This is a genomic window from Aquimarina algiphila (assembly GCF_947494415.1).
Lineage (GTDB): Bacteria > Bacteroidota > Bacteroidia > Flavobacteriales > Flavobacteriaceae > Aquimarina > Aquimarina algiphila.
The window spans coordinates 630499-649656 of sequence record NZ_CANLVC010000006.1 but is presented as its reverse complement, the minus strand read 5'-3'; the positions used below and the strand labels follow the sequence as shown (position 1 = coordinate 649656).

General features: G+C 31.7%; 18 protein-coding genes. 13 read left to right on the top strand and 5 right to left on the bottom strand.

All coding sequences use genetic code 11. The annotated features are described in order from the left end of the window. Position 1: 1 nt before the first annotated feature. The 3 genes from PQF96_RS12290 (at position 2) to PQF96_RS12280 (ending at position 3659) form a co-directional block, all read left to right on the top strand. Positions 2-844, top strand: a complete 843-nt coding sequence (locus PQF96_RS12290; RefSeq protein WP_271766453.1) for an endonuclease/exonuclease/phosphatase family protein — start codon at positions 2-4, stop codon at positions 842-844. A gap of 221 nt (positions 845-1065) precedes the next feature. Then, positions 1066-3270 (top strand): PAS domain-containing sensor histidine kinase, encoded by a 2205-nt coding sequence (locus PQF96_RS12285; protein ID WP_271766451.1) that lies wholly within the window; start codon positions 1066-1068, stop codon positions 3268-3270. Continuing rightward, positions 3267-3659, top strand: coding sequence for a response regulator (locus PQF96_RS12280; RefSeq protein WP_200825117.1), 393 nt, complete (start codon positions 3267-3269; stop codon positions 3657-3659). The genes PQF96_RS12285 and PQF96_RS12280 overlap by 4 nt, the downstream gene beginning before the upstream one ends. 22 nt (positions 3660-3681) lie before the next feature. Here PQF96_RS12280 and PQF96_RS12275 read toward each other — a convergent pair whose 3' ends face one another. The 3 genes from PQF96_RS12275 to PQF96_RS12265 all read right to left on the bottom strand — a co-directional run bounded on the left by PQF96_RS12275 (position 3682) and on the right by PQF96_RS12265 (position 6369). Beyond that, positions 3682-4791: a DEAD/DEAH box helicase gene (locus PQF96_RS12275; RefSeq protein WP_109436839.1), complete on the bottom strand. Its 1110-nt coding sequence runs from the start codon at positions 4789-4791 to the stop codon at positions 3682-3684. Between the two features lie 86 nt (positions 4792-4877). Continuing rightward, the gene (locus PQF96_RS12270) at positions 4878-5258 is read right to left on the bottom strand and encodes a hypothetical protein (protein ID WP_271766450.1); all 381 of its coding nucleotides are present in this window, start codon (positions 5256-5258) and stop codon (positions 4878-4880) included. Positions 5259-5478: 220 nt separating this feature from the next. Next, positions 5479-6369 (bottom strand): DUF72 domain-containing protein, encoded by an 891-nt coding sequence (locus tag PQF96_RS12265; protein ID WP_271766448.1) that lies wholly within the window; start codon positions 6367-6369, stop codon positions 5479-5481. 90 nt (positions 6370-6459) lie between these two features. On the opposite strand from PQF96_RS12265, the gene PQF96_RS12260 reads away from it, so the two are divergent. From PQF96_RS12260 to PQF96_RS12220, 9 genes are all read left to right on the top strand, one after another. Next, complete coding sequence (locus tag PQF96_RS12260; RefSeq protein WP_271766446.1) at positions 6460-7197, top strand: LolA-like protein; 738 nt, start codon at positions 6460-6462, stop codon at positions 7195-7197. A gap of 75 nt (positions 7198-7272) precedes the next feature. Beyond that, entirely contained in the window at positions 7273-10341 is a 3069-nt protein-coding gene (locus PQF96_RS12255) for a WD40/YVTN/BNR-like repeat-containing protein (protein WP_271766444.1), read from the top strand. 206 nt (positions 10342-10547) lie between these two features. Then, positions 10548-10952, top strand: a complete 405-nt coding sequence (locus tag PQF96_RS12250; RefSeq protein ID WP_109436844.1) for a glyoxalase — start codon at positions 10548-10550, stop codon at positions 10950-10952. Positions 10953-11280: 328 nt separating this feature from the next. After that, entirely contained in the window at positions 11281-11982 is a 702-nt protein-coding gene (locus PQF96_RS12245) for a response regulator transcription factor (protein ID WP_271766442.1), read from the top strand. Beyond that, on the top strand, positions 11972-13357 hold the full coding sequence (locus PQF96_RS12240) for a sensor histidine kinase (RefSeq protein WP_271766440.1): 1386 nt from the start codon (positions 11972-11974) through the stop codon (positions 13355-13357). The genes PQF96_RS12245 and PQF96_RS12240 overlap by 11 nt, the downstream gene beginning before the upstream one ends. 84 nt (positions 13358-13441) lie before the next feature. Continuing rightward, positions 13442-13900 (top strand): hypothetical protein, encoded by a 459-nt coding sequence (locus tag PQF96_RS12235; RefSeq protein WP_109436846.1) that lies wholly within the window; start codon positions 13442-13444, stop codon positions 13898-13900. 216 nt (positions 13901-14116) lie between these two features. After that, on the top strand, positions 14117-14956 hold the full coding sequence (locus tag PQF96_RS12230; RefSeq protein WP_271766439.1) for an HAEPLYID family protein: 840 nt from the start codon (positions 14117-14119) through the stop codon (positions 14954-14956). A gap of 192 nt (positions 14957-15148) precedes the next feature. Next, positions 15149-15661, top strand: coding sequence for a hypothetical protein (locus PQF96_RS12225; RefSeq protein ID WP_271766437.1), 513 nt, complete (start codon positions 15149-15151; stop codon positions 15659-15661). Between the two features lie 188 nt (positions 15662-15849). Beyond that, entirely contained in the window at positions 15850-16014 is a 165-nt protein-coding gene (locus tag PQF96_RS12220) for a hypothetical protein (protein ID WP_271766436.1), read from the top strand. Between the two features lie 89 nt (positions 16015-16103). On the opposite strand, the gene PQF96_RS12215 is transcribed toward PQF96_RS12220, so the two are convergent. Continuing rightward, positions 16104-17045 carry a phosphoribosylaminoimidazolesuccinocarboxamide synthase gene (locus PQF96_RS12215; RefSeq protein ID WP_271766434.1) on the bottom strand — a complete coding sequence of 314 codons (942 nt, stop codon included), beginning with the start codon at positions 17043-17045 and terminating at the stop codon, positions 16104-16106. Positions 17046-17099: 54 nt separating this feature from the next. After that, positions 17100-18056: a PhoH family protein gene (locus tag PQF96_RS12210; RefSeq protein WP_109436850.1), complete on the bottom strand. Its 957-nt coding sequence runs from the start codon at positions 18054-18056 to the stop codon at positions 17100-17102. A 262-nt stretch (positions 18057-18318) separates the two neighbouring features. Here PQF96_RS12210 and PQF96_RS12205 point away from each other — a divergent pair, with 262 nt between their 5' ends. Next, entirely contained in the window at positions 18319-19149 is an 831-nt protein-coding gene (locus tag PQF96_RS12205; protein WP_109436851.1) for an SAM hydrolase/SAM-dependent halogenase family protein, read from the top strand. Positions 19150-19158 lie beyond the last annotated feature (9 nt).

Here is a 19158-nt window from a genome sequence, read left to right as displayed (position 1 = left end):
AATGAATAAGCTACTCTTTACCACTCTAATTGTATTATTATCACAAGTTCTTCGGGCTCAGGATGTATCTCTATTAACGTATAACATCAAATATGATAATCCAAAGGATAGTATAAATAATTGGGAAAACCGAAAAACCTTTTTGATATCACAACTTCGTTTCTATTCACCTGATATCTTTGGCACACAAGAAGCTCTTTTTCATCAATTACAAGATATACAAATAGCACTAAAACAATATCAGTTTTTTGGTTTAGGAAGAGAACATGGAGATGAAGAAGGTGAACATTGTGCCATTTTTTATAACAAAAACAAAGTACAACTCATATCTCAAAATACGTTTTGGCTTTCGCAAACTCCTAACCGACCTTCTAAAGGATGGGATGCAGCCCTAAACAGAATTTGTACTTATGGGGTTTTTCAGAAAAAAAATTCTAATGACAGATTTATCGTTTTCAATACACATTTTGATCATGTTGGTAAAAAAGCCCGAATAGAAAGCTCTAAGTTAATTCTTAAAAAGATTCAAAAAATTAACACTCAAAAATTACCCATTATTTTAATGGGAGATTTTAATTTGGAAATGAATACCGAAGGTATTCGAATAATTCTAAAAGAATTACAAGACACACATCTGGCAGCAGGTAAGAATGCTTTTGGTCCTGTCGGGACATTTAATGGTTTCCATTTTCACAAACCAGTAACACGAAGAATTGATTATATTTTTTCTGGCAAAGATGATTTTACAATACTAAAGAGTGGAATCTTATCTGATTCTAAAGATTGTCATTATCCTTCAGATCATTTTCCAGTATACACAGAACTACTTTTTAAAAATAACTAAAAGTAGACAAATATTCTTACAGCTTTTAAAAACTAGTATTCTATTATCTATTCATCTAGTTTTTAAATCTTGCAACCAAATAGGTTTAGGTTAAAAGTATACATAAAATAATTGAAGACTAAAAGATTACCCAATATTTGCTAAAATTCAAATTTAGAAACAAGGTCTGGCAAAGAATTACAAATCATTTTGTAACTTTAAAATGGAATTAACCAACATTTATGCCTTTTACTCTAGAACAATTTGAAATTTTATCGGAAAAAACATTACTTTTTCTTTTTATTTTAAAGAAAGATGGAAAGATAGTCGCATTCAATAATAGATGCGAAGTATTATTTCCAATGGATAAAAGTGAAATTAAAGGAAAGTACATTACCGATTATATTATCGATGAAGATGTTCCAATATTCAAAGATTCAGTTTGTTGTCTTTCTGACAAAAATCGAATGATTAATGAATCTTTTAGTTTTCCCTCTGGAAAAGATGGTGTTTTATCTTTAAAATTTGATTTTACTCTACACAACAATCTGATATATGCTGCAGGAATTGATACCACAAAGGAATATAAAGAACATCGAGCTTTATTAACCATTTCTAAACTTACTAAAACTGGTGCATGGTATTTTAATCCAAAAAATAATGAAATGTATTGGTCAAAAGGATGTTACCTTATTAAGGAAGCAGACCCGAATATTTCCATGACCAGAGAAAAAGGAGCTAGTTTTTATCCAAAAGATTCTAGAGCCAGAGTAGAAAATTATCTTGATACACTTATTAAAGAAAAGAGACCTTACGAGTATACCGAAAAAATTATTACTGAAAAAGGAAATGAAAAGTGGGTAAAAGTAGTTGGTCAACCTGTTATCTATAAAAATGAAGTGATTTTTGTAAACGGTACCATTGCAGATGTCACAGATAGACATAATTATATTGAACGATTAAAATATAGTGAAGAGACCAAACATTTAGCTTTAAAAGGAATACAATCTGGATTATTTGATCATCATATTGCAAAAAATGAAGTTTTTTACAGTATAGATTTCAAAAAAATGCTGGGGCTACCACTGGATCAGGACTTTGTTGCCGAAAAAGAATTTACCAAAATGATACATCCTGATGATTTGAAAGATGCTAATCAAAGACATCTCAAAAATCTTAATCAGGAAGGTAATCACTACTATAATCATTACCGTTTAAAACATCTTCAGGGGGGATTTCGACATTACGAAGTTTATGGTTTCCGTAGAAAAAATAAAAAAGGGGAGACTACAAGAATGATTGGTAATTTGATCGATGTGCATCAAAAAAAAATTAATGAACGTACTATTGCAGAAAGTAAAAACAGATTACAGGCAATGGTAAATAATGGATTTGCATATACTGTTTTACTTAATACCAAAGGTGAGATTTTAATGACAGATGATAAGTCTGTAAAGATTATAGAGAGAGATTTTAAGGTAAATCCTAATAAAGTACAATCTAGGTTTATTGATGTTATGCCTCTCAATTTTAAAAATTCCTTTGCTCACGAATTTAATGAGGCACTAAAAGGAAATATTGTAAAAAAAGAAATTGAACGTATTACACATAATGGTAATACGCAATGGTTAGAATCAAAGTACACTCCTATTTTGGATCAGGAAAAAACGGTAAATTCTATTCTCGTTAGTTTTCATGATATTACTGAGCAAAAGCTTGCAGAAATAGCTATTAAAGAATCTCATATAAAAGAACAAGAACTCAATAGCCTGAAATCAAACATATTATCTAATTTTAGTCATGAAATCAGAACGCCTTTAAATGGTATCATGACCGTAAGCAGACTTTTACTTGATGAAGATAAAGCTGAAGAAAGAGAAAAATTATTAGAATACCTGGAAGAAAGTAAAAACAGGCTTCTAAATACCATAAACAACTTATCAAATTTTAGTGAGATTGAAGCTATCAGAAATAATCTCAATCTTCAAGAAGTAGACACCAACTACACCGTAGAAACCTCATTTAGAGAGTATAAACATATGGCAGAAGCAAAAAGACTACTATATCAATTAGAATTAGATCAAGCTTGCCCTCAAATAAATGTTGATGAAGATCTCTTTAGAACTGCCTTAAATAATATCATCCATAATGCAATAAAATACACCAATACTGGAAGTATAATTATAAAGATCAAATCAGAAAAATCAAAAAATAATGTTTATATTTCGATAACTGATACTGGTATTGGAATAGATAAAGAGAATCTAAAAAAGATTTTTGACCCTTTTATGCAAGAAAGTATTGGTCTAAGTCGAAAATATGAAGGGACTGGTATGGGATTAAGTTTGTCAAAACGATATATTGAAATACTGGACGGAAAAATTAAAGTCAAAAGTAAAATAGGTAAGGGTACCGAGTTTAAAATTATAATTCCAAAATGCCTATGAATGTTCTTTACGTAGAAGATAATAAAATAAATGCAATGGTAATGGATAAGATGTTATCCAAAAATGACTCTAATGTTATCATTGCAGAAAATGGTTCGCAAGCACTAAAAGTAGTAAAAGAAGAAAATCTGGATCTTATCTTAGTTGATATTAATCTGGGACTTAATCAAATGGATGGTTGCGAATTATTACAAAGGTTTCGCAAATTGGAAATCCTTAAAAACATACCCGTATTTGCTGTAACCGCTTATGCTATGCCAGGAGATGAACAACGTTTTATAAATATCGGTTTTGATAATTACTTTTCTAAACCTGTAAATTTTGATAAACTTATATCTGTAATATCAAATATAACCTCTTCCTCATTTGATAAAAGACAGACTTCTTAATTTACAACAAAGATTTTTTTAATTATCGAATCTGGCTAAAACGTATTCCTAATTGTTTTTCTAATTCTCGAATAGTCTGCACTTCTGATTTGGTTACTAATGCCAAAGAAATTCCAGTTTTTCCTGCTCGTGCAGTTCTACCGCTTCTATGTGTATAATACTCTGTTTGATCTGGTAATTGATAATGAAGTACAAAAGATAAATTTGCAACATCTATTCCTCTTGCAGCAACATCTGTCGACACCAACAACTGTAATGTTTTCTTTCTAAAAGCTCTCATCACTTTATCCCTATCTTTCTGGGTCATTTCTCCCTCAAGCAAGCCAACTTCATAATTCTTAGCTTTTAATTGTTTGTGAAGCGTTCTTGCAGCAACCTTTGTTCTTGTGAAAATAATACCTCTCCCCTCTTTTTCTGTTTTTAAGAAATAAGTAAGCGTATCTAACTTATTAATCTCATCTCCTACTACAAATTGATGATGTATACCTTTATTGACTGCATCATCTTTATCTATGCTGACTCTAATAGCGTTTTTATTCACATAAGAATCAATAATTTCATTTAAAGAAGAAGGTATTGTCGCCGAAAAAAGCCAAACGTTCCTATAACCTTTAGTTTGACTTAGAATTGTAGTCAACTCCTTTTTAAACCCCATACTTAACATCTCATCTGCTTCATCCATAACCAGAGTATCTATTTTAGAAATATCTACCGCCTTTCTCTTTATAAGATCGATAAGTCGTCCTGGAGTCGCCACAACAATATGCGTCGGTCTGGTAAGTCTGGATATTTGTCGTTCGATTTTCTCACCACCATAAACAGATTCTGTAAAAATCTTATCTGTATACTTGGTAAACTTAAAAAGTTGTTTTGCTATTTGTTGTCCTAGTTCACGTGTCGGTGCCAGAATTAAAGCCTGGACATGTTTTTTTGAAGGATCTATTTGTGATAATAACGGAATTCCGAAGGCCGCTGTTTTTCCTGTTCCGGTTTGAGCTTTTCCAATAAAATCAGTCTGACGATTCATCAGAACCGGAATTGCTTGTTCTTGAATCTTTGTAGGAATACTAATCCCCATTTCCTTAAGACCTTTGTTAAGGTCTTTGGAGACCCCTAACTCTAAAAATGTCATACATATCTGATTTAAGCTGCAAAAGTAATTTAATATCTTTTCATAATTCAACTTAATCAAAAAATAACGTATTTAAGTCATCTAAACTAACAAGAAATACTCATGAAGTATTCAAAAAGTTGTCTTTTTAAAGTCAAACCTTTTTTATGAAAATGAGATCTATTCATACAAAAACCTCCAGAGCAATTAAAATCTGAGTTCTCTTCAGAAGAAATGATATCTAATAATACCACTTTATGATCATGCACATGAAATTCGTCTTCATGATCATGACTGTGTTCTTGAGAATCAATATTGTCAGAAAAAACTTTCTTTTGAAGTTTCGCCGAGTTCAAAACATTTTTTGTTTTTGAAGATAACACCAAATAGTCTGTAGAATGTTCTGCTAATTGCTGACTTTGTACAGTCATAGCAAAGAAACTAAATAAAACAAAAAATAAAGATATAGTACGTAGTTGTTTAGTCATATGGGGCATGATTTTATAATTATTCGCTATTAACTTTCATTTCAAAGTAAATCTATTTCTTAAATAAAAACGGATTTAAACTTTATTTCTCTCTCAATAACATCGGCAAAGTACAAATAAAATCGATGAAATACAAGATATCTTGTTTTTTTAACAATCTGATGCGCAAAAACTGTACGCTATATCGTCTAAATTCAAAATTAGGTATCCTTTTTTACTCCTAAAAAAGAGATAAATCATCAGATAGATGACTTGGTAAACTTAAATCTACATTCAAATGTTCATTTAATTTAGAAATAAAATACTTCGACAATAATGGAGACTCTTTTTCAATATTCTGATGTACAAAAAAATGTATATTAGAAATTCCTTGCTCTTTCCACTCACCAAGTCTTTTAATCCAATCATCAAGTCTTGTATAATCAGTTTCATGGTTTGCTCCTACATATCGTATAAATGCTTCATTATTGGTTAAGCGCATGTGTAACAAATCTCTTCTTCCAGCAGTATCAGTAATAATATTAGCAATGTTATTATTTTCGAGAAGGGTATATAAATCATTGGCTACCGCAGTATCATTAAACCAGTCGGTATGCCTAAACTCTACTGCAAGTCGTATTTCTTTAGGCCATTGTTCTATAAATCGAATAACTCTATCAAAATTCTTGGGACCAAAATTACCGTGTAACTGTAAAAATATAGTTCCTAATTTTTCTTTTAAATGAATCACATTAGACAAGTATTGATCTACATAAGGTTGTACATCTTCATTTAATCTTTTCAAATGTGATATGTTTTGTACAAGTTTGGGGAAAAATTTAAATCCCGCAGGTGTTTTATCATACCATTTTTTAAATTGTTCTTCAGGAAATATCCTATAAAAAGTAGCATTAAGTTCTATACAATTAAACTGTCTAGAATAATATTCTAACTCATCCTTTGTTCCTCTGGGATAAAAACCTTTCAAATCTTGTCTGTTCCATTTTGCGCAACCAACATGTATAGATAGGTTTCCTGTAGCGGTTTCTTTTAAAATTCTTCCAGTATTCTCATCATCCTCTGGTAAGGTGAAGTCAATTGTTTCCGGATATTCTACTTTGCCAAACTGCATATCAATTATTAAAAAAAGATTAATATAAAGTGTAACAAAAATATGATTTGGTTAACTAACTTTATAACAACATCATAAAAACTTACAACAATGAATGCTTTAAAATCAATTTTGGTAGCTTTTGTTTTAGCTATATCATCTTCTTTTTACGCTCAGACAGCTGACGAAATCATAAACAATTATTTTGAAAATACCGGTGGAAAAGAAAACTGGGAAAAGTTAAAAGGTATTGAAATGATTGGAGTGATGAAAATGCAAAATATGGAAATTCCTTTTGAACAGGTAGCAACAAAGGATGGTAAACAAGTAGTCACAATCGAACTTCAAGGTAATAGAATGGTATGGTCTGCTTTTGATGGAGAAACATCATGGCAAAGAAATCAAATGACTATGGAGGCAGAAAAAAGTGATAACGAAGCAACCGAAAATATTAAAAAACAAGTCAAAGATTTCCCAGACCCTTTATTAAATTATAAAGAAAAAGGATATACTGTAGAGTTAATAGGTAAAGAAACTATAGATGGTACAGAAACATTTAAAGTAAAACTTACTAAAGATCCAATTCTTATTAACGGAGAATCAAAACCTAATATTTCTCATTACTATTTTGACACAGAAAACTTTGTTCCTATAATAATAGAATCAGAAATCAATGAAGGCCCAATGAAAGGTCAAACTGTAAAATCTTCTGTAAGTGACTATCAGGAAGTGAACGGAGTATATTTTCCATTTACTATAAGTAATCAATTTCAAACTATGGGCTTTAAAGAAATTAAGTTAAATCCTGAAGTTGACACTGCAGTTTTTGCTTTTCCAGAAAAAAAATAATCTACATCTATTACAATCCCCAAAAAATAAATCTTTTGGGGATTTTTTATTCACACTAAACCAATCAAAACAATTATGTACAAAAAAACAATTGTTGCGGCTATTTGTATACTATGTTCTATAAGTATACAATCTCAGGATATTGTCTTAAAAGGAAAAGAGCTTTTTGGCAATTTAGAGGCACGACAAATCGGTCCTGCTCTTATGAGCGGTAGAATAATTGATCTAGAAAATCACCCTACAAATTCTAAAGTACTTTATGCAGGAACTGCGGGTGGCGGTGTTTGGAAATCTGAAAACGCAGGTGCTTCATTTACTTCAGTTTTTGATGACCATGCTCAATCTATTGGTGTGGTTGCCATTGATCCTAATGATCCTGATAAAACTGTATGGGTAGGAACAGGTGAAATCTGGACAAGAAATAGCGTTTCTATCGGTGACGGTTTATATAAATCTTCAGATGGAGGCGCTAACTGGAAAAAGATGGGATTCGAAAATTCAGAACGAATTAGCAGCATCGAGATCAATCCAAAAAATTCGAACGAAGTATATGTTGGTGTCATGGGTGCTCTATGGGGAGATAGCCCAGACAGAGGAGTATATAAGACTACAGACGGCGGAAAAACATGGAATAAAATATTGTATGTTAATGAAAAAACCGGAGTTAATGATCTTATCATGGATCCTAATGATCCAAATACATTGTATGCAGCAATGTGGGAATTTAGAAGAACCGCATGGGGTTTTAATTCTGGAGGACCAGAGAGCGCATTATATAAATCTACAGATGCAGGAAAAACATGGAATAAAATTCATAATGGCTTTCCCAAAGGTGACTTAGGGAGATTTGCGATTGCTATTGCTCCTTCTAACTCTAAAATAGTATTTGCCGTTGTAGAAAGTAAAGAAAATAAAGGATTATATAGATCTGATGATGCTGGTGCAAACTGGAAACTACTCAATGGAGATTTTGGACTTGTAGTAAGGCCATTCTATTTCTCAAGATTAGTAGTTCATCCAAAAAATCCAGATATTCTGGTAAAAGGAGGTTTGTTTGGGTCAATATCCAGAGATGGAGGAAAGACCTTCAAAAATCTTGGGGATATGCATGCAGATATACACGATATTGTTTTTGATATTAATAATCCTGATGCTATGTATGTTGGAACCGATGGCGGTGTTTACAGAAGTTGGGATGGTGGTGCTACCTTGGATATGGTAGATAATCTGCCTGTATCCCAATTTTATCATATTAGTGTAGACAATGAAGAACCCTATAATATTTATGGAGGACTACAAGACAATGGTTCATGGTGGGGTCCCTCTTCCTCTCCCGGGGGAATAGAAGCTCGCGATTGGAAACGCGTAGGTGTCGGAGATGGGTTTAGAGTTTTAAAACATCCATCAAAAAACATTATTTATTCTGAGATGCAGGGAGCGCAAAATGTATGGAGATATGATGTGGATAAAAATTACACCAAAAATGTACAACCTCTCCCTATTAAGGGAGAAGCTGATTTACGTTTTAATTGGAACGCTCCAATGGCAGTAAGTAATCATCAACCCGATCGCTTTTACATGGGAAGTCAATTTCTTCATGTAAGCGAAGACATGGGAGATAATTGGAAAAAAATATCCCCAGACCTTACTACCAATGATCCTGCAAAACAGGATAAAGAGTCCGGAGGTATCTCGGTAGACAAATCCGGTGCAGAAACACATACTACAATTTTTACAATTGCAGAATCACCTATAGATCAAAAAGTTATTTGGGTAGGAACCGATGATGGTAACGTACAAGTTACGCAAGATGGCGGGGTTACCTGGACCAATACTGTTGCAAATATTCAAGGATTGCCAAAAAACACATGGGTATATCACATCGAAGCCAGCGCACATAATAAAGGTACTGCATATGCTGTTTTTGATGGTCACGCATCTGGAGATATGACTACTTATGTGTACAAAACTTCTGATTTTGGAAAAACATGGAAATCCATTGTTACTGATGAAATCATTGGTTTTGCAAGAAATATCCAAGAAGATTATGTTAATGAAGACTTATTATACCTTGGTACCGAGTTTGGATTATTTATTACTATTAATGGTGGTAAAAACTGGTCTCGTTTCACTAATAACATGCCTGCAACAGCAGTTCATTTTATTGATCTACAGAAAAAAACTAATGACCTTGTTTTAGGAACTCATGGTAGAGGTGTTATTATTATAGATGATATTTCTCCCTTAAGGCAGATAAACCAAGAGGTACTTATTAAAGATGTTCATTTTTTTGATACCAAGTCGTTTGCCATAAAAGAAGAAGGTGGTTTTGGAGGAGGAAGCACAGAGCTTCAATTTGTTGGTGATAATCCAAGTGCTTCGGCAAAAATTATTTACTACCTCAAAAAGAGACATACCTTCGGAAAAATGACTCTTTCTATTCAGGATCAAAATGCAAATGAAATCGTTAGTCTTGTTCCCGGTAAAAGTAAAGGAATTAATATTGTAGATTGGAATTTTAGGAAAAAAGCACCAAAGGTCGCAGCAGGAAAGACATTTACTTTTGGAGGATTTACGGCTCCGCGAGCTCCTTCAGGAACCTATAAGATTATACTTACCAAAGGTAAAAAGCAATATGAAAGCACTATAACGCTACAAAATGATCCTAAATCCTTAATTACAGAAAATGATAGAATTGTACATCGTAAAATAACAAAAGAGTTATTTGATGACATGGAGGATTTAGCATATTTGGTATATAAAATTGATCAAAACATTAAAAAAGCAGAAGGAATTGCTAAAAAGGATCCCGCATCACAAAAAGTTACTTCTGCCGTAATTGCAGCATTAAATGCTCTAAAAGAAACCCTGGTAGTTACAACAGGAGATAATTATGTTAACGAAGCAGAACCTCAACTAAGAGAAAAACTATCAAAATTGTATGGAGAAGTTGCGGATCAATTCGAGAAACCTTCTTTCTCACAAATAGAGAATAAAGAAGTTTTGGAGAAAAGGCTAAATGAAGGTAAAACTGCTTACGAAAAAATTAATAACAAACAAATCGCAAAACTTAACAAATATCTGGAAAAATCAGGAAATACTACTGCCGAAATTTTAGATAAAGAGAAGTTTTTGACTAAATAACATCTATAGTTTTATGATCTATTACACCCCTCCCTGGAGGGGTGTAATGTATATATAAGTTAGCATTAAGATAATATAACACACTTATAAAAAGGGTACATTAGATTTAAATTTAAGCCATTATTGTTTATAACTAGTTTAAAACTCTAATTCAGATCTTGATTTTGAGTACCACAATTAAGTATTTTTAGTAAACCTTCTTTATTATGGAAAACAGGGAATCAAATTTATTGGCAATACGTCCTCAATTATTAAATGCTAAAGTTTCTAAAAACATGTCTAATGATGAGCAGTTTCAGAATAAAACAATTCGGCCTATCATAAAACTACAAGGAGACTTATTAATTGAAGTATTTAAAAATTATATCACAAAAAGAAAAAATACGTTCTACGAATTAACCTTAGAAAAGCGTTTCGATTTCATCGAAAATGCTATTCAAAAGGATATGAAATTCAGGAATAGCCTTAAAGGGATGATTATTGGGCAATTTACAGTAGAAGAATATCTTATTTATATCAAAAATTCTTCGGCTTTAAATAAACGTATGATGAATATTGTAAAAGAACGTTTACATGATAGTGTACAGCTATTAGAATATAAAGTTGCCTGATTACTAAGTAACTTTGTTTTTAAACATTACATTATACATTTCTTGTAAAATTGTTAATTGTGGTAATGCCATATCAAAAAACAAAGCTTTACATATATCTTTAAAGGAATAATAACTATTAACCTATGTTATGTTAAAAAACATTATGGACCTTAAGGGTAGATTCTAATTAAAAGGATAATTCAGCATGTTGTATTAAAAATCATACGGATACTGTTTTAAAATTCTAATACTATTCTAATCTCATTCGCAATGAACCCTGAGGCTTAATTTTTAGCTTTATGATTTTAAAACCCATACTATTCCAAATACTATCGGGCACACACACATGGTCAAACGAATATTGGTTATAGAAGATGAACAGAATGTAGCTGCTTTTATTAAGCAAGGATTGTGTGAATCGGGATATGAAGTTTTTTTAGCTTATGAAAGTCTACAAGGTTTGGAACTGTTAAAACAGAAAGAAATAGATTTGCTTATTCTTGATGTTATTTTACCAGGTATGAGCGGGATTTTAATAGCTGAAAAAATCAGGGAACTTGGTTATAAAAATCTACCCATTATAATGCTCACAGCACTAGGAACAACCGAAAATATAGTCAAAGGTCTAGATTCAGGAGCCGACGACTATCTGGTAAAACCTTTTAAATTTAAAGAACTATTGGCCCGTATCCGAGCATTGTCAAGACGACATGAATCTTCAATTGTCATAAATCAAAAATTAACTATACTCGACCTAGAACTTGACAAAGACGCCAAAATAGTAAAAAGATCTGGCGATGAAATCAAATTAACCTCCACAGAATTCCGTTTACTCGAGTTTTTATTAAAAAACAAGAATAGGGTTTTGAGCCGTATCGATATCCTTGAAAATGTATGGGATATTAGCTTTAATCCAGGAACCAATGTCGTTGACGTTTATGTCAATTACCTTAGAAACAAAATAGATAAGGATTGTAAACCAAAACTAATCCATACAGTAATCGGTATGGGATATACTTTGCGTGAGCCTGCTGACAATGAAGATTAGAAATAAAATAACATTAATGTTTGTATTGCTCACTGCCTTGTTACTGCTGTCAATATTTTTATTTATCTATTTTTCTGTAAAACATTATACAGAAAATGAATTTTATCTTAGATTAAAGCAAAGGGCATCAATTGCGGCACAGACGTATTTAGAAGAAGATGAATTAAGTACAAATATATACGAAGATATACGTAAAAAACACTTACAAATCTTACCTAACGAGAAAGAAGATATTTTGAAAGTCGATATGGTTCGAAAAACTTTGGTTTCATCTCCCGAATCCTTATTGAAAATGGAATTCTTTAATGAAGTCTTTGCCTCTGGATATGCAGAGGCCAAAATAGAGAAAAAACATTATACGGCTATTCTTTATAAGGATAATCAGGGAGATTTTATTGTAGTACTTTCTGCAGAAGATCTTTATGGATCTGCAAAAATGCAAAATCTCTTAAGAACACTATTAACTGGATATGTATTGAGTTTGATCATACTTTTGGTAATTGGGCGCTATTATGCAAAGGAAGTTTTAAAGCCTATTTCTGATATCACAAATCAAGTAAACAGAATAAGGGCAAAAAATCTTCACCTGCGATTGGCCAACGGACATAAAAAAGATGAATTAGGCGAACTATCTAGAACATTCAACAATATGTTGGATAGGCTCGAAACCTCTTTTGAAATGAAAAGCAGTTTTATACATAACGCCTCACATGAACTCAAGAATCCTTTAACGGCTATCATTGGTCAATCAGAGATTGCGCTTAACAGTACTAGAACGAAACAAGAATATATTGTTACACTTCAAACCATTGAAAAAGAAGCTTTACGGCTTAATGAGCTTATCAATGCTCTTCTTGAACTGGCCCATACCGAATCTGATTCAAAAGGTTTGATTATTGAACATATACGAGCTGATGAACTTATAACCGAATTAAAAACAAGTTTTGACACTTCCATTTCAAACAAAATAAATTGTGATTTTCAATTTTTGCCCAAAAATCCTGAGAAGCTCATTTTTCAAGGAAACCACGACCTTATAAAGGTAGCTTTACTAAATATTTTAGACAATGCATTGAAATATTCAAAAAATGCAAAAGTTGACCTTAGTGTTAAGGCAAAGGAGAATTCAATTCTCATCTCTATAAAGGATAAAGGTATCGGCATACCCAAAGATGATGTTAAAAATATTTTTGAACCTTTTTACCGAGGCTCGAATGCAAGGGCTTATGAAGGGTTTGGTTTTGGACTTCCCCTATCCCATAAAATAATACATCTTCACGGTGGAGAGCTAAAAATTCATTCAGAAATAGGACAAGGAACACAAGTCTTAGTACAGTTACCTAATGTTGATCAAGGGTTAACGATAGCTCGTTAAAATTTTAATCTCATTCCAATCTCATTCTTATCTTTTTTTAATGTCTCGGGATTACTATTGTAATCAAAATAAAATACGAGCATTATGAAAAAAATATTGATTCCTACAGACTTTAGCATCAAATCATTAAAATTAGCAGAATACGCTTTTAATCTATACCCTAAAGAAATAGTTAATCTTATACTGGTTTATCCATATCGATTACCTGTTTGGGAGGGTGATCTTTACAGATTCTCTTCGAAAGAAATTATAGCTGAACTTAATAGTGAGGAATTTTCTAAAGCAAAAAACAAACTTGTTAATAGATATTATATAAACATTAATTCAATTCTAATAGAGTTATTCATTGGGGTCAATTCATACGCTTTTAACAACTTCAGGGATGAACACCAAATACAAATTGCAGTAGTACCTCAAAAAGGAGATTTGGATTTTTCGCATAATTCTACATTTGACCCTTTGTATTTCATTTTAAAAAATGTGCCTAAAGTATATCAAATAAATCTTACAAAGGAAGAGGAAGATTGGGCTAAACAGTATTAAAGAAGGTTAATATGAGGTCATTTTTTTTCTCCTAAAAAAGGGTTTTATTAACTTAGATGTAGTAGGTATTTTATCGAAATAGTAAAAATCTATTTTAAAAATTGAGTTGCAAAAAATCACAGCAAAATAGCTACAGATTAATCTTCCTGTATAACTCACATAAAATGACCGTAAAAAGTTATTAATAAACTTCATTTCAGCAATCATAAATTAAAAATGAGACTTACAATTATTTTTACATTATTCGCATTGGCAAAAGTCAAGGCGCAAGAATCAGGAAAACAAACCAAGGATAGTATTTATATACAAGAAATCGAAAAAAAGGAGCCCATTAAAAATTTTCATGCCGAACCCCTATATATTGATTTAATAAGAGATTTGGGCGCAAGAAAAGGTGAAAAAGAATGGAACGTTGGATTTGGTATTACCGATAGAAACGTATATGATGAATATGAAGCCTTAGTAGAATATGAATGGGCCCCTATAGATAGACTGGGTTTGGAAGTTGAGCTGCCTTTTTCCATTTATCCATCATCCCAAAACGGAAACGCACCTTCCAGCAACCTAAACAGTTTAAAACTTGCAGCACAATATTCTTTTTTTGTATCAGAAAAGCTTAATACTTCTATGGCCATTGGATATATCCATGAGTTTGAGATGACCGAGTTCGACAACTACGGAAAGAAAACACTATTTACAGGTAATGTCTATAATCCATTTTATATCGTTGCAAAGAGATGGGGGCAAAATTTTCATACATTACTATATACTGGACCTCAATTTATCCACCATTTTTCTAATGGTGTTATTGATACAAATTGGCAAATAAACTCCAATATACATTATATGATAAGTGGTACCAGAAATTTCATTGGTATTGAGTTCAATAAAAATGTGAATGAGTTAGACTTTGATATGACGATAAGACCACAAATGCGAGTTGGAATAGCGAACGACTTATTGATCGGAATAGTGACAGGTATTCCGATAAGTAGAAAGAATGAAAGATTCAGTACATTTTTAAGATTAATTTATGAACCAGGACATAAAAAATAAAATTAAATACTTGCAAAGCGTATTGAAAACCTACCTTATGTTGCAGTTTCGATGAATAGTATAATGAAAATATACAAAAAAATTATAGCGATAAAATCAGTCTTATTTTTTAATTTTCGTCTGATTAAAGCAATATTTTTGGTAGTAATCTTGGTTCTTACAACTAATTGGCTAAATCAAAGACACTTATCAATGGTACTAAGCTCTTTAGACTCATCATATAAAGATCATGTAATTACTCAACACTATGTGTATAAACTGAATCATCTTTTCAACCTAAAACGATTACAGTTAAATACTAATACTACATTTTCTAATAATTTCGGGGAAAGTATAACAATTAAACAATTGTTAACCGACTTTAGAGCCACCGCACTAACAACAAAGGAATCGCTACATTTTAATAATTTAGAAAAAAAATATATCAGGTTACTGGATCTAGAAGAATCCATTGCGGGTAAGACACATGAAACTTTAAAAAAAATACATTCAGAAATGAACATTATCATTGATCTTATACTAGAAAATATAGATGATCTGGCACATATTAAGTTCAAAGATAATGCACAATTACAACTTCCAAGAATGAATCAAAAATTACTTAGTATAGATAAAGTACTCTTAAAAGTAGAAATCACTTTTTTGATTTTTATTGGAATCATTGTACAACTAATCATTTTTTATCCCAGGAAATCAAAATATTAATATTTGATTAGCTTTTTTATTTTTAAATACACTTTTTCATACTAAAAAATAGAGAGTTTTATTATATCATTTCGAATATTCTAACAGTTGTATATTGTATATCATACTGTTAATTGAGGTAATACCGTATCAGAAAACAAAACTTTTCATATATCTTTAAAAGAATACTAACTTTTAAAACCTGTATCATGTTAAAAAAAATAATAAACCTTAATGGTATTGAAAAACTAAACAGAAAACAACAAATATCTATTAATGGAGGGAGAAAACAATGTATTGATCCAAGGACTGGATTATGCTCTGACTATGGTCCTCATTGCGCAGAATTAATATGTATTTTTATCCTTGATTAATTCTTTATTTTTTGTAGAAATAAAAAGCTGATCTCTTATAAAAAAGATCAGCTTTCTTTTAAATTTTAAAAGCAGAAAAAAGAATACATTTATAAATATGCCAATACGTTCTTTTCTATACGCTGCTCTATATTGGTAACATCTCCTTTTTCAAAAAGAATACCTGTGATATTTTCATATAATTCAATATAACGTTCAGAAACCGAATGAATATATTCATCAGTCATTTCTGGTATCTGCTGACCTTCTTTACCTTGAAAACCATTACTAATCAACCATTGTCTTACAAACTCCTTTGATAATTGCTTTTGTGACTCTCCTTTTTGCTGTCTTTCTTCATATCCTTCGGCATAAAAATATCTAGAAGAATCCGGAGTATGTATTTCGTCTATCAAAACAATTTCTCCTTCTTTAGTTTTTCCAAATTCATATTTGGTATCCACCAAAATTAATCCACGCTCTGTTGCTATTTCTGATCCTCTTTGAAAAAGTTTGCGTGTGTATTCTTCAAGAATCACATAATCTTCTTCAGAAACTATTCCTTTTGATAATATCTCTTCTCTAGAGATATCTTCGTCATGTTCTCCATTATCTGCTTTGGTCGAAGGAGTAATAATTGGTTCTGGAAATTTATCATTCTCTTTCATTCCTTCGGGCATATCAACTCCACATAACATTCTTTTTCCGGCCTTATATTCGCGTGCAGCATGACCAGAAAGATATCCTCGAATCACCATTTCTACTTTAAAAGGTGAACAAAGATGACCAACAGCAACATTTGGGTCTGGAGTAGCAATTAGCCAGTTCGGCACCAAATCTTCAGTAGCCTTCATCATTTTGGTAGCAATCTGATTGAGTATTTGACCTTTGAAAGGAATACCTCTGGGCATTACCACATCAAATGCTGATAAGCGATCAGTAGCAATCATAACCAAAAGCTCATCATTTATACTATATACTTCTCTCACTTTTCCCTTATAAACAGACTTTTGATTTGGGAAATTATAGTTTGTATCTACTATTGTATTCATTAGTTAATTTCATGTTTTAAGTTTTAATCCTAATCGAATTAAAGCCTAAAATATTTATCCATTTCTATTTTCTATATCCTTATATGCAGCAATTACCTTTTTAACAAGTCTATGGCGAATCACATCTTTGTCATCAAGATAAATCATACCAATCCCTTGAATATTTTTTAGTACTAATAATGCCTCTTTAAGCCCAGAAGTTACTCTTCTTGGCAGATCTATCTGCCCAGGATCTCCTGTGATAATAAATTTAGCATTCTTACCCATACGGGTTAAGAACATTTTCATCTGAGCATGTGTTGTATTTTGTGCTTCATCAAGAATAACAAAAGCATTATCTAAGGTTCTTCCTCTCATAAATGCCATTGGTGCAATCTGAATGACTCCTTTTTCTATAAAGCTATCTAACTTTTCACTAGGAATCATATCCCTTAACGCATCATATAGTGGTTGCATATAAGGATCTAGTTTTTCTTTTAGATCTCCTGGTAAAAAACCCAGGTTTTCTCCTGCTTCTACAGCAGGGCGAGTAAGTATAATTCGTTTTACTTGCTTTTCTTTTAATGCTTTAACTGCCAACGCAACACCTGTATATGTTTTTCCAGTACCTGCAGGTCCTATGGCAAAAACCATATCATTTTTATTAGATGACTCAACAAGTTTACGTTGATTAGCTGTTTGTGCTTTGATTAACTTTCCTCCAACTCCGTGCAATAACGTTTCTCCACTATTTGCAGATGTCTCATAATCAGCTTTACTATCACTGGTCAATATCCGTTCAATTACATTTTCATCTAATTTATTATATTTTCCAAAATGTTCAAGTAGCATGTTAAGACGTAAATCAAACTCTTCGAGTAAATCCTCATCTCCATATACTTTCATTTTACTACCTCTCGCAACAATTTTTAACTTAGGGAAGTATTTTTTTAATAACTGAATATTGCTATTCTGAAGTCCGAAAAACTCTCTCGGATTAATTTCTGTAAGTTCAATTATAAGTTCGTTCAAAAGCTATGTGGATTTTAGTATGATTTTTTTTTAGGATTGACTAAGTTTGCTAAAGTTGTTTAAGTTTTGTCGGGAAAGCAAAATAAAAAATTAAAACGAAGCAAAATGCTTAAAGTATCACAATCAATGAAGTGATCAAAAAGCAGTAAATACGATGGTTTTATCATCATTTTGTAGTCCAAAGAAAAACTTTGAGTAACTTCATAACAAATTTACATATTTTTAAACGCTTACAGCCAAAAGATATTAACAATTCTTGTACATGCCAATTATCACCTTAACTACAGATTTCGGAATCAAAGATCATTTTGTGTCTGCTGTAAAAGGTGCTATTTATACAGAATTGCCGGAAGCCAGAGTTGTTGATATATCTCATGAAATCTCTCCATTTCATATCACAGAAGCTGCATATATAATACAGAACGCTTATAAAAGCTTTCCAAAAGGTAGTATACATATTGTTGGAATAGATAGCGAGCTTAATCCCGAAAATAAACATATCGCAGTAAAATTAGATGATCATTATTTTATATGTGCTAATAACGGACTCGTTTGTTTGATTACATCAGAGTTTAATCCTGAAAAAGTGGTAGAGATAAATATTCATGATGCTATTGCTTCAAATTTCCCTGTATTAGATGTTTTTGTAAACGTAGCTTGCCACATTGCCCGAGGAGGTACACTTGAAGTTATTGGAAAAACAATAACTGAAATTAAAACCATCAAAGGAATGACCCCTATTGTAAATGTTGGAGGTACTCAAATTGTTGGAAGTATTATTTATATTGACAATTATGGAAATCTGGTAACCAATATTACCCGAAAACTATTTGAAGAAATAGGTAAAGGAAGGAAGTTTAAAATTACTGCTCGTACAGCTGTATTTGAAAATGTATATGAACGATACAGTGATGCTATCAATTTTGATATCGAAAAAGGCAAACGCGAAGAAGATGGTAAAAAACTAGCTGTCTTTAATTCTTCTGGATATTTAGAATTAGCAATTTATAAGAGTAATCCTAAAACCGTTGGTGGGGCTTCTAGTCTATTTGGATTATACTATAGAGATACAGTCAGTATTAGTTTTGAATGACTCTAATCT

Excerpts from the sequence above, each read along its gene's own strand:
- PQF96_RS12290 (WP_271766453.1), top strand. The coding sequence starts at position 2 with ATGAATAAGCTACTCTTTACCACTCTAATTGTATTATTATCACAAGTT.
- PQF96_RS12285 (WP_271766451.1), top strand. The coding sequence starts at position 1,066 with ATGCCTTTTACTCTAGAACAATTTGAAATTTTATCGGAAAAAACATTA.
- PQF96_RS12280 (WP_200825117.1), top strand. The coding sequence starts at position 3,267 with ATGAATGTTCTTTACGTAGAAGATAATAAAATAAATGCAATGGTAATG.
- PQF96_RS12275 (WP_109436839.1), bottom strand. The coding sequence starts at position 4,791 with ATGACATTTTTAGAGTTAGGGGTCTCCAAAGACCTTAACAAAGGTCTT.
- PQF96_RS12270 (WP_271766450.1), bottom strand. The coding sequence starts at position 5,258 with ATGACTAAACAACTACGTACTATATCTTTATTTTTTGTTTTATTTAGT.
- PQF96_RS12265 (WP_271766448.1), bottom strand. The coding sequence starts at position 6,369 with ATGCAGTTTGGCAAAGTAGAATATCCGGAAACAATTGACTTCACCTTA.
- PQF96_RS12260 (WP_271766446.1), top strand. The coding sequence starts at position 6,460 with ATGAATGCTTTAAAATCAATTTTGGTAGCTTTTGTTTTAGCTATATCA.
- PQF96_RS12255 (WP_271766444.1), top strand. The coding sequence starts at position 7,273 with ATGTACAAAAAAACAATTGTTGCGGCTATTTGTATACTATGTTCTATA.
- PQF96_RS12250 (WP_109436844.1), top strand. The coding sequence starts at position 10,548 with ATGGAAAACAGGGAATCAAATTTATTGGCAATACGTCCTCAATTATTA.
- PQF96_RS12245 (WP_271766442.1), top strand. The coding sequence starts at position 11,281 with ATGGTCAAACGAATATTGGTTATAGAAGATGAACAGAATGTAGCTGCT.
- PQF96_RS12240 (WP_271766440.1), top strand. The coding sequence starts at position 11,972 with ATGAAGATTAGAAATAAAATAACATTAATGTTTGTATTGCTCACTGCC.
- PQF96_RS12235 (WP_109436846.1), top strand. The coding sequence starts at position 13,442 with ATGAAAAAAATATTGATTCCTACAGACTTTAGCATCAAATCATTAAAA.
- PQF96_RS12230 (WP_271766439.1), top strand. The coding sequence starts at position 14,117 with ATGAGACTTACAATTATTTTTACATTATTCGCATTGGCAAAAGTCAAG.
- PQF96_RS12225 (WP_271766437.1), top strand. The coding sequence starts at position 15,149 with ATGGTACTAAGCTCTTTAGACTCATCATATAAAGATCATGTAATTACT.
- PQF96_RS12220 (WP_271766436.1), top strand. The coding sequence starts at position 15,850 with ATGTTAAAAAAAATAATAAACCTTAATGGTATTGAAAAACTAAACAGA.
- PQF96_RS12215 (WP_271766434.1), bottom strand. The coding sequence starts at position 17,045 with ATGAATACAATAGTAGATACAAACTATAATTTCCCAAATCAAAAGTCT.
- PQF96_RS12205 (WP_109436851.1), top strand. The coding sequence starts at position 18,319 with ATGCCAATTATCACCTTAACTACAGATTTCGGAATCAAAGATCATTTT.